Here is an 11,461-nt window from a genome sequence, read left to right as displayed (position 1 = left end):
CCTATGCCGATAACCGCGCGCCCCGCGCCGAAAGCCGTCCGCTGCCGCCCGTTGCGCAGAACCGCCCGCTGGCATCCGCCGTGGCGGCCCGCGCGGCGGCGCCTGCCGTGCTGCCTGATGCGATCATGAACGATATTGCCGAGGCGCTGGTCAGCCTTCGGCAGGACCTGAAGCAGGATATTTCGCAGGGCGTTGCCCGCGAGATGGACGGACTGCGCACGGAAATCCGCTCCATCCGGGCGATCGCCGAGGACCGTCATTTTGCCGACGACATGCGCAATGACCTTGCCCGGCTGGCAGACAGCATCGGCAGTCTCAACCATCGCGGCGCGCCCGAAACGGACGATCTGCGCGAAGAATTCGAAGGCCTGCGCGCCGCCATGCAGGGACTGGCCCGCGAAGATACCGTACAGCGCATGGAAACCCAGTTTCTGGGTCTGGAAGAGCGCGTGCTCGATGCCGACCCGCAGGCGCTGCGCCAGGAACTGGTGGCGCTGGCCTACCGGATCGACGACATCAAGACGCAGCTGGGCGCCGTTGGCGACAACAGGTCGATCCTTGCGCTGGAAGACAAGCTGCTGACGCTGGCGGCAGCCGTCGAACAACTCGGCAACAACATGGTGCCGCATAACGACCCGATGATCGTCGAGCAGTTTTCCGTGCTCGACCGGCGCCTGGACGAGATCAGCCGTGCGCTGGCCGCAAGCAGCCGTGCTTCTGCCGATGCCGCACTCGACCATGGCATGATCGGACGGTTGGAAAGCCGGCTCGAAGGCCTTGCCGACCAGATCGACGCCATGCACCGCGATGCCCTGCAGTCCGCCATTCCTGCCTCCAGCTCCGTGGACGACGAGATGGGCGTGCGCATCGAGGCGCTGGCCCGCAAGATCGACGACTTTTCCCGCGAACAGGGCGCGATGCGTCTGGACGAACGTCTGGAAGACCTCGCCATCCTGATGGAACGCGTGCAGCAGCCGGCCCAGCCGGCCGAACTGACCGGCTATCTGTCCGACATTTCCCGCAAGATCGACGCTTTGGAACAGGGTTCGGTCAACGACGCGCTGGCCGAGCGTCTGGACTATATTTCGCGCCGTATCGAGGAAATCGAGGTCGCCCAGCCCACGGCGCCAGTCGACAACGCCTTGTTCGGCCGTCTGGAAGGTCGTTTGAGCGATATCGCCGCGCGTCTGGACGATGCGGCCGCGGCTCCTTCGGGCGACAACGATGCGCTGCGCAATCTCGAAGACCAGATCGCCAATCTTTCGCGCTTGATCAGCGAACCGAAGCCTGCCGCGGAAGCCTTCGAATTGCCCGCCGCCTTCGAGGAGCGCATGTCGGCCATCGAAGGATATATGGCGACCAGCGACGAATATGTGATCGAGGCAGCACGCCAGGCCGCCGAGGCCGTGGTGGAAGCCTATGCCCGCAACGGCGTGGCGTCAGGCGGTGCGGCGCCGGACATGGGCGCGCTTACGGCTCTTGCCGAAGACCTGCGCCATCTGGAAGACCTGACCCGCGGTTCGGAAGAACGCACACACCAGACGTTTGAAATGCTGCACCGGACGCTGGTCAGCATTGCCGACCGGCTGGATACGATGGAAGGCAGCATTGCGCGCCAAGGCAGCAACCAGGCGGTTTACGAGCCGGCGCGCCCGGCTCCCGCGCCCGCGCCCGCGCCGGGCAGAACGTCCATGCAGGCTGCCCCTGTTGCCCATGCGCCTGCCGCTCCTGCCATGCCGAAGGCGACTGTGCCAATGTTTGCCGGCTGTGAAGACCTGCATAGTTCCGTTGCCCTGCCGACCGATGATCGGCTGGATGAACGCGCTCTGTTTGCCGACGATCTGGAAAGCGGGCTGTTGGACAATGGCGACGCCAGCGACGATCTGGAAAACGCCCAGCGCACCGCCGACAAGGAAGGTCGTGAGATCGCGGCCGGTGACAAATCCCGCAGCAGCCTGCTGGGTGGCATGAAACGTTTTCTGTCCGGTCATCGGGAAGCGGAGCCGACGGCAAGCGGCCGCGCGCTGGTCGAGCCGACGCCTTCAATCGACCCTGCAGACATGCTGCTGCCGGAACAGCAGAACATACCGCTGGAACCGGGCTCCGGCATGCCGGACGTGAAGAAAATTCTTGAACGTGTGCGTGCAAGCCAGACAGGTCAGGCGGCCAACACTGCGACGGCCGATGGCGAGAGCGTCGATTACATCGCCGCTGCCCGACGTGCCGCCAAGGCGGCCGCCATGGAAACCGACCCGACGCTTGCTGTTTCCGCCGGTTCGCGCGGCAAGGACAAGCAGGCCAAGAAAAATGCCGTGAAGGCCGGGCGTGCAGCGGCGCTGAAACCGCAGGCCTCCAGTGGACTGGCCAGCGCGTTTTCCAGGCACCGCAAGCCGATCTTGCTGGCAGTCGGCGCCGTTCTTCTGGCGCTGATGGCAATGCCGCTCGTCAACACCCTGACGCGGGGCGACGATGCCCCCGCAGCCCCGCCGGAAGTGGGCATGGTGGAACCCGGTGAAAACCGGGCCGAGGGAGAGCCGTCAATTGGCATGGCGGCCAGCGAGGCGGATACATCCTTGCAGGATACAACCGCCGCCACATCGCAGAGCGCTGCCCCGACGGAAGGTGACGAGGCATCTGCGCCCGTGCCCGGCGTGGCGCAGGCGCCACTGGATGACACGCAGCAGGAAACACAGCTTGGTGCGGCAGCGTCTGGTGTCTCCTCTTTTGCAGAGACTGCACCGGCAACCGCTGCGCCGCAGGCAACAATCGAGATTCCGGCCACGATGGGGCCGAAATCGCTTGCCGATGCGGCTGCGGACGGTGATGCGCTGGCCCTGTTCGAGATCGGCGCGCGTTATCAGGATGGTCGCGGTGTTGCGACAAACCTGCCGGAAGCCGTGCGTTGGTATGAGATGGCCGCGCAGCGCGGTCTGGCACCAGCGCAATACCGTGTCGCCAACCTTTACGAAAAGGGCACCGGCGTCAGCCGAGACTTCGGCAAGGCGATGACCTTCTACGAGCAGGCCGCGAATGCCGGCAATGCCAGCGCCATGCACAATCTCGCCGTGCTTTACGCATCGGGTGCCGCCGGCACGCCGGATTATGCCAAGGCCGTCAGCTGGTTCGAAAGGGCCGCCGATCTCGGCGTTTCCGACAGCCAGTTCAACCTCGCCATCCTCTATGCACGCGGAAACGGCGTGCCACAGAACCTCGATGCGTCCTACAAGTGGTTTTCAGTTGCGGCCCGTGGCGGCGATCAGGATGCGGCGCAGAAGCGCGACGAAGTGGGCAATGCCATGTCTCCGACACAGCTGGAAGCCGCCAAGGCGGCTGCCGCACAGTGGCAGGTCAAGCCGGTGGATCCGAATGCCAACAGTGTGAACCTGCCGGACGAATGGGTCGGCAAGGGCGAAAAGACCGCTTCGGTCGACATGGAAAAGGCGATCCGCAACATCCAGGCCATCCTGAACAAGAATGGCTTCGATGCCGGTGCGCCGGATGGCAAGATGGGCAACAAGACCGTTGCCGCCATCCGTTCGTTCCAGAAGGCCAATGGCATGGAGGCGGACGGCAAGGTCAGCGAACCGCTGGTGCGCAAGCTTCTGGCCACCAATCAGGGCTGATCAGGCATCAATGATTTTGAAAAGGCGCGCGGCCGAAAGGTTCGCGCGCCTTTGCACATCATGAGCCCCTTCATTGAACGGAAAAATGCCGTATTAATCCAAGCTTATGGATTGACCTGTTTAATGAGCGGGCGCATGACAATCGGGCCCGGCCGCGTCTTACCAGACGTTTGGCCGGCATTGTTTTTTCATCGCCGCAACGGGCGGTTACCGAACGCGACCACCGCCCGCGACGGCGAAGCCGTTCGAGGTTGACCGTGACTGTCTATCTGCCGATTGCAGAGCTTTCGGTGAACATTTTCATCATCCTCGGCATGGGTGCGGCGGTCGGCTTTCTGTCCGGCATGTTCGGCGTCGGCGGCGGTTTTCTGATCACGCCTCTTTTGATCTTCTACAACATCCCGCCGGTCGTGGCGGTTGCCACCGGCGCCAACCAGGTCGTGGCTTCCTCGGTCTCCGGCGCGATCACCCATTTTAGGCGTGGCACGCTCGATATCAAGCTCGGTACGGTGCTTTTGGTCGGCGGTCTGTTGGGGGCGACGGCGGGTATCTGGGTTTTCTCCTGGCTGCGCAGCATCGGCCAGCTCGATCTCATCATCGCCATTCTTTACGTTCTTCTGCTCGGCACCGTCGGCACGCTGATGCTGAATGAAAGTGTGCGCGCCTTGCGCCGCGCCGCCAGACAAGAACAGGTGACGCTGAAGCGGCCCGGTCACCACAGCTGGGTGCATCGCCTGCCCTTCAAGATGCGCTTCAAGAAATCAAAGATTTATCTGTCGGCCATTCCGGTCGTGGCGCTGGGTTTTGCCATCGGCGTGCTGACATCGGTGATGGGTGTCGGCGGCGGCTTCATCATGGTGCCGGCGATGATCTATCTGTTGCGTATCCCGACCAATGTGGTTGTCGGCACATCGCTGTTCCAGATCATCTTCGTCACCGCCTATACGACCATGGTGCAGGCGGCGACCAACTATTCCGTCGACATCGTGCTTGCCACCATCCTGATGGTGGCCGGCGTGATCGGCGCGCAATATGGCGTGCGGGTCGGCCAGAAACTGCGCGGCGAACAGCTGCGCGCGCTGCTGGCCCTTCTGGTTCTCGCTGTGGCCCTGCGCCTTGCCGTGACGCTGGTGGTAACGCCGGCCGATCTCTATTCCGTCAGCATCGGAGCCTTCTGATGCTGACTGGTTCTGTTCTTCGTCGTTTCGCCTTCGCCGCCGCCCTTACCTTCATCGCCGCCCTTGCCTTCATTGTCCAGCCGGTCGCAGCACAGGTGCCGTTTGGAGAAGCGACGACGGCCAAGGAAGGGCTGGAGATCGGCACTTCGACCAACGAAATCGCCATCGCCTCCGACTTTCGCGGCGCGGACCTCACCATTTTCGGCGCGCTGACCAATGCCGACGAACTGCTGCTCGCCATCGGACAGTATGATGTGGTGGTGACGCTGGAAGGTCCGCTGGATTATGCCACGGTGCGCAAGAAAAGCCGTGTGCTCGGCATCTGGGTCAATACGGAATCCATGACCTTCGAACAGGTGCCGGCATCCTATTCGGTGGCGGCGACCCGGCAGATCGACGACATCCTTTCGAGCGAAGGCGGATTGCCGATCGGCACCGACCATATGCGCCTGTCGCCGACTGGCTATGTCGGCAATGCCGGCAACCTGACCGAATTTCGCGAGGCCTATCGTCGCCTGAAACTTGCGGGCGGACTCTACCAGCACGACTTTGGCGGTGTTCGCTTCGTCTCTTCCAGCCTGTTTCGCGCCAGCCTGCGCCTGCCGGCCAACGTGCCGGATGGTGTCCACATGGTGCGCGCCTATCTGTTCAAGAGCGGCACGCTGCTGGCAGAACGCGAGTTGCCGCTGCGCGTCAACAAGACCGGCATCGAACAGCAGATCACCGACGCCGCCCACAACCAGCCAATCGCCTACGGCATTTTATGCGTGATGATCGCGCTGGTGACGGGCTGGGGCGCGAGTTTGATGTTCCGGAAGAAGTGAGTGGTGGCGGGTGGCTAGGCGCCATGAACGGTCATGCGGATGTCGTTGGTGACAAGGCTCACTTCCCTTATCTGAGCGCTATGCTCAACTCCATCACGCATGGTCACAAACAGACGCAGGTCAACGAACTTCTACGATGTGGAACCGACCGTCCTGACAAACGAATATCCTTGCACGGCCGTATTTCGTTCCAACATCGCCGTAGACGGAGGCGCGTCGGATTACGGGAAGATCGCCTCTTCCTCGCGCCTCGTGGTGCTGAGTGGTCAGTCTGCCTTGACGGCTGCGGGCGGCGTCCACCCACCGGAATTCACCTCGGGCTTGGGCCAATATGTCCGTAGCGTCATGTCAAACTCACTGGCTGGTGCCGGCAACCAGTTCGCCTCCTTGTCCTTTCCCGGAGAGTTGTGCTGGATATAGACCGTCAGCGAACCATCCGCGTTCATCTTCATGTCCTTGACGTTCTTTGTGCCAACTGAATAGCGCTTTAGATCATTGCTCTCGAAGAAGTGCTCGGGACCATACATGGTCAATGACCAAAAGCCGTTGACTGGCGGCGTCTTCCCCTTCGGGAAGGTGATTGTGTAATTGCTGTCACCCTTCAAACGATCGCCACTGTCGTCGACTTCAAGAAAAAAATACCGGGTCTCGGAGGGTTGATTGGTGTACATATTCGACTTCGCAGTCGCCGCACGGGTCAGGTAGTCGTAACCCCATGCAGCCCCATTCGGCGGTGTGTTCCAACCTCCGTTGAGTGCGACGCCATTCGTGCGGAAGTTCTGCAATGGCCCTATCAGGTCTTTCTCAGCGTCATTGGCAGCTTGCTTGATGGCTGCCGCGATTTTGGGGTCCTTCTTCGCCGCCGCCAACACCGCGTCGATCATAGCATACCGCGCTTCCTCACCAGGTAGCGGTGGCACATCCTTTAGGACGACAGGCAACTCATCGAAGAACGTGTTCGGATCAACGTACTGGGTTTCAGCTGAGGAATTGTTGTCATCGCTCTTGAACTTCGGAATGTTCTTCCAGTCCATAGTGACTGGCTTTCCAGTGTATTTGCTCAGAGGATAAATGACGACGTGTTTTAAGACCTTCTGGATGGCCGCACGATCTTCGTCAGTGTCATTCATAAAGATGCGCGGGCCCATGGCGACAAGGTCGGTCGGCGAGTGGATCACCCCGGTGATGCCTTTGGGAATCTTGCCCTTCCATTTCGGACCGACGACCAGATACGTGCCCGGCTTGGTTTTATATTGTTTGCCGAGGTTGGAAAATTCAGAACTGCGCGCATCGTAAAGAGCATAAACCCAGAAGCGGTCGCCGAAGTCCGGAACCTGCACGACCACCGGGTCCTTGTCGACCGCTGCGAAGCCAAACCCATACGTCACGTCCTGATTGGGATGAGCCACCCAGCGCTGTTCAGGTGCGATGTAGTCCGTCAGCATCGAGACATAGCCAGTTGGGGCGATGGGCACGATGCCGTCCTTCAGACCCGGCTCTGGCACAGTGGCAAAACCAGAACGCCTGTGGAAGGCATTCACAATCGGCCAGCCCCAGACGTAGATATCCTTGGCCGCAACGGAAGCGAATTCCTGAGTCATCACAGTGCCATCGGGGATGCCACTGATGTCGTCGGCTGACTTCACCCTTGGGTTCTGAAGTGCTTGAGCGCTGGCAAAATCTCCAGTGCAAACCAAGGTCAGCAACGCTGCTGCTAAAACGGTTTTCATAATGTCCTGCCTTTCGGTGCCGCGAAGTGTCAGAGGACTAACGCGTCAGCAGCTTGCCGCGACATGGGGACTTCCAGAAGTACGTTACGGTAAATCGCCATCCCGGACGTAAATTTTTTGGCGTCCGACGCAGGGCGGTCTCACCATCGGGAAAATAGTTAGGTGTGCCCACCAGCATGCTGCCTTGTAAGCCGACGCGAGGGCTTGTTCATCCGATGGCCGCTGTTGACACCGTTGCTGCTCCGGTCGCAGAGCGGCAGCCACCGAAATGACAGAAGCATCTTGATAAACGCGTGACTGGGGCAGCGCTTACTGCGGACAGGTTCTGGTTCCGAATACCTCCTACGTTTACTGTAACGTACTTCCATCGCCCGACTTGATTGCATCCAATATCCACTCACCCTTCACGGTGAAGATGCTGATGCATGGCTGTGTGTAGCATCCGAAAGCGTGTCGATGACGGCTGATAAAAGCCAAGGCTCGCCTTGGAATGTTTGCGGTCGCGGCGCGGGGCTCGCCGCAAGGCCGCTGTGACAACAAAGAGAACGCTGCATGTAAATTCAACACCTGTAGAGGACGATCTCATGAGCACTCGACGTTCCGCCGTACATACGCTTCTTTCCGCGTTGACCGCGTTGATACCAGCGACCTGCGCTCTCGCCCAAGGTGCTGACAGCGCGAACCAGCGGCAGGTCATCCTTCCCCCTGCCGAACACAAGTTCGACGGAAACATCGGCACAACCTACAAGAACTCTGATCAGGCTCAATTTCCCAAGCGCCTTCAAGCTCCGGATGGTGCCCCGAACGTCTTGCTCGTCCTGCTGGACGATGTAGGCTTTGGGCAGTTCTCTGTCGCTGGTGGAGGCGTGCCTTCGCCTGCCATGGAAGCGCTGGCCAAGGACGGGCTTCTTTACACTCGATTCCACACGACTGCGCTCTGCTCGCCCACCCGTGCCGCTCTCCTGACGGGACGTAACCATCAGGTCGCGGGCACGGGCATCATCACCGAACTGGCAACCGGGTATGACGGCTATACCGGGATCATTCCCAAGGATACGGCAACCGTAGCGGAAATCCTTCGCCAGAACGGCTACAACACGGCATGGATTGGCAAGAACCACAACACGCCGATCTACGAAACGAGTATGCAGGGGCCATTTGATCATTGGCCGAACGGTCTAGGCTTCAACTACTTCTATGGTTTCATGGCGGGAGATACCAATCAGGTCAGGCCCTATATCTTCGAGAACCAGACCCCGCTGGGTACGCCCAATAAAGATGACTACTTTCTGAGCGTCGATCTTGCCGATCACACCATCCAATGGCTCAAGGATGCTGAGGCTATCGAACCGGAAAGGAGCTGGTTCTGCTATTTCGCTCCCGCCGCCACCCATGCCCCGCATCAGGCTCCCAAGGAACTGATCGAAATGTTCAAGGGCAAGTTCGACAGGGGGTGGGACGAATACCGCAAACAGACCTTCGAACGGCAGAAGAAGATGGGCGTCGTTCCGCAGGATGCGGTCCTTACCGAACGGCCGCAAAGCCTCCCGGCATGGGACAGCCTCAACAGCGACCAGAAAAAGCTCTATGCGCGGATGATGGAGGTTTTCGCCGCCTACGGATATCATGTCGACCAACAGGTGGGCCGTGTCCTCGACTATGTCGAGACGCTGCCTGACGCCGATAACACGATGATTATCTATATCGTGGGCGACAACGGCTCCTCGGCGGAGGGTGGCTTCGACGGAACGTTGAATGAGAACGCGTTCTTCAATAACTACCTGATGAACCACAAGGAAATGCTCGCCCATATCGATGAGATCGGCACGGAAAAACATTTCAATCACTTTCCGGCGGGATGGGCCTGGGCGATGGACACGCCGTTCCAGTGGACCAAGCAAGTGGCAAGCCATCTGGGTGGCGTACGCAACCCCATGATTGTCCGCTGGCCTGAGAAGTACAGGCAGGGCGGCGAAATTCGAACCCAGTTCGAGCACGTCATCGACATCGCACCGACCATCCTCGATGCGGCCCGTATTCCCGAGCCGCGTAGCGTCAACGGAACCGAACAGGTTCCGATTCAGGGCAAGAGTTTCCTCAGCACCCTGACCGACCCCAAGGCGAAGGAGACGCGCACCAGCCAGTATTTTGAAATGTTTGCCAATCGCGGCATGTACAAGGACGGATGGTGGGCAGCCTCGCTGGCTTCTGAGCCCTGGGTCGCGGAACGCGGCGAGTTCGATCCGTTCAAGGCGACGTGGGAACTTTACAATCTGGACGACGATTTCACCCAGGCAAAGAACGTCGCCGAACAACACCCCGAGAAGCTGCAGGAGCTTAGCGCCCTGTGGTGGGCCGAAGCATCGGTCAACAAGGCCCTGCCGCTTGACTGGCGCGGTGCGGAGCGGTTCAGCGGTGAATTGACCGGAAAGCCCAATCTTGCAGGCGGAAGAAGCAAGTTCGTCTATCAAGGCGTGCTTGCAGGACTACCTGAGGCTTCGGCACCCGACTTGAAGAACAAGTCGTTCTCCGTCGGAGCTAAGGTCGAGATCGGTGACAATGCCAACGGCATGATTTTCACGCAAGGCGGCAACACCGGAGGCTGGGCGTTCTACCTCAAAAACGGAAAGCTCGTCACGGCCCACAACTATATCGATGCCGAGCATTACTCGGTGTCCAGCGACACGGCGATCCCCTCGGGAAAGCACGACCTGAAGATGGATTTCGCCTACGAGGGAGGCAAAGAGTTCGGACGGGCCGGAACCGTGACCTTGTTGCTGAACGGTAAACAGATCGGCGCTGGCAAAATAGAAAAGACAACGCCGTTCAAATACTCGCTCTCGGAGAACCAGGATGTAGGAATCGATACGGGCACTCCCGTGACCTACGACTACACGACCCCGTTCGATTTCAGCGGCAAGCTCGAAGAGGTCACGGTGGAAATCAAACCGTAGCAGGCCCACCCGCCTTGTGACGGCCGGTGATCTCCATCGACCGTCATTTCGGCTTGTAAGTCCAGTTCTGCCGTAGTTCTTTCGAACGCGACCATCTTATTTCGAGTTGAGGTGTAAGCGGTGCGGCTCTCGAAGAGATGGGAATATTCTGTGCGTTAATGCCGCCGTCCTCTGTTTTTATGTCCGCTTCGGCCCGCCGGCCGTCACCTTCCCCATCCGCAACGTCGCCGCTGCGGATGGGGCATTTTAGGCGAAAATTACATCGCCGGCAGGATGGCGATGTCGCGGACTTCCTTGTCCGTGCCGGTGATTGCACCGACTTCCGTGGCTGCACCGGTTTCCAGATTGACCGTGTAGAGCATCTTGCCGGCAGCCAGATAAGCGGTGTTCTTGCCGCCCTCTTCACCCTGGATGTCAAAGGCGTAGGTAGCCGGCTTGTCCTTGATGCCGAGCTTGCCGATCGCCTTCAGCGTGCCGTCATTCGGCTTGGTCTGCTGGATCAGCGCGCCGATCGTGGCGTCGATATTGTACATCGCCGTCTTTTCCGGCTTGCCGATCGAGTTCGTGTAGGCAGCAGCGACGATGTTCGGGGTTTCGCCCTTGTGCATGTCGCCTTCTTCAAATGCCAGAACGCCATCGACGGTCACGGCACCGGTATCCGGGTGAACACGGTGGTTGGTCGTGCCGCTCATGAAACGCAGACGGTCGGCCATCGGGTTGAAGTCGACGACGACAGGCGCTTCCGTCATGGTCAGCATCTTGTCCATCTTGGCGACTTCGGTGGCAGCACCGGTTTCGAGATTGATGGAAACGATCGTATGCTCCGGCGTAACGCCGATCACGGTCTTGTTGCCGGGGCGGAAATCGATGCCGACCAGCTTTTCGACGCCGGTCACGTCCATCGTCTTGGTAACTTCCGGCTTTGCCGTGTCGAACATGACCAGTGTCTTGTCACCAGCAAGGCCGAGCACCGGTGCCGCGGACGCGGTGACGGCCGAGGCGGCGAGCATGGTGGATGCGATCAGAGCGGTGCGAGCGATATTCATGGCTTTCTCCCGTTTGTTTCGATCTCGTCGAGAGCGCTTTTGGCACACGGCCTTTTCAAGTCTCTCGATGGGTAGACACACGAGAGGGGGCGTCTGGATGCAGACC

At 60.0% G+C, this 11,461-nt stretch carries 6 protein-coding genes; 4 read left to right on the top strand and 2 right to left on the bottom strand.

Annotation, left to right across the window (positions count from 1 at the left end):
• From GAO09_RS05435 to GAO09_RS05425, 3 genes are all read left to right on the top strand, one after another.
• On the top strand, positions 1-3,623 hold a 3,623-nt coding region (locus GAO09_RS05435; RefSeq protein WP_153353028.1), incomplete at its 5' end, for a peptidoglycan-binding protein.
• A gap of 257 nt (positions 3,624-3,880) precedes the next feature.
• Positions 3,881-4,801 carry a sulfite exporter TauE/SafE family protein gene (locus tag GAO09_RS05430; RefSeq protein ID WP_324184934.1) on the top strand — a complete coding sequence of 307 codons (921 nt, stop codon included), beginning with the start codon at positions 3,881-3,883 and terminating at the stop codon, positions 4,799-4,801.
• Complete coding sequence (locus tag GAO09_RS05425; protein ID WP_153353027.1) at positions 4,801-5,625, top strand: TIGR02186 family protein; 825 nt, start codon at positions 4,801-4,803, stop codon at positions 5,623-5,625. Before GAO09_RS05430 ends, GAO09_RS05425 begins: the two co-directional genes overlap by 1 nt.
• A gap of 266 nt (positions 5,626-5,891) precedes the next feature.
• Here the strand turns inward: GAO09_RS05425 and GAO09_RS05420 are convergent, their stop codons facing one another.
• Positions 5,892-7,355: a DUF1254 domain-containing protein gene (locus GAO09_RS05420; protein ID WP_153353026.1), complete on the bottom strand. Its 1,464-nt coding sequence runs from the start codon at positions 7,353-7,355 to the stop codon at positions 5,892-5,894.
• Between the two features lie 584 nt (positions 7,356-7,939).
• On the opposite strand from GAO09_RS05420, the gene GAO09_RS05415 reads away from it, so the two are divergent.
• Positions 7,940-10,309: an arylsulfatase gene (locus GAO09_RS05415; RefSeq protein WP_153353025.1), complete on the top strand. Its 2,370-nt coding sequence runs from the start codon at positions 7,940-7,942 to the stop codon at positions 10,307-10,309.
• 257 nt (positions 10,310-10,566) lie between these two features.
• On the opposite strand, the gene GAO09_RS05410 is transcribed toward GAO09_RS05415, so the two are convergent.
• Positions 10,567-11,355 carry a DUF4394 domain-containing protein gene (locus tag GAO09_RS05410; RefSeq protein ID WP_153353024.1) on the bottom strand — a complete coding sequence of 263 codons (789 nt, stop codon included), beginning with the start codon at positions 11,353-11,355 and terminating at the stop codon, positions 10,567-10,569.
• Between the last annotated feature and the right edge of the window lie 106 nt (positions 11,356-11,461).

The sequence above is a fragment of the Endobacterium cereale genome (assembly GCF_009617585.1).
Taxonomy (GTDB): domain Bacteria; phylum Pseudomonadota; class Alphaproteobacteria; order Rhizobiales; family Rhizobiaceae; genus Neorhizobium; species Neorhizobium cereale.
This window is presented reverse-complemented; position numbering and strand designations above follow the sequence as displayed.

Coding starts and splice junctions, on each gene's coding strand:
- GAO09_RS05425 (WP_153353027.1), top strand. CDS start 4,801: ATGCTGACTGGTTCTGTTCTTCGTCGTTTCGCCTTCGCCGCCGCCCTT.
- GAO09_RS05420 (WP_153353026.1), bottom strand. CDS start 7,355: ATGAAAACCGTTTTAGCAGCAGCGTTGCTGACCTTGGTTTGCACTGGA.
- GAO09_RS05410 (WP_153353024.1), bottom strand. CDS start 11,355: ATGAATATCGCTCGCACCGCTCTGATCGCATCCACCATGCTCGCCGCC.
- GAO09_RS05415 (WP_153353025.1), top strand. CDS start 7,940: ATGAGCACTCGACGTTCCGCCGTACATACGCTTCTTTCCGCGTTGACC.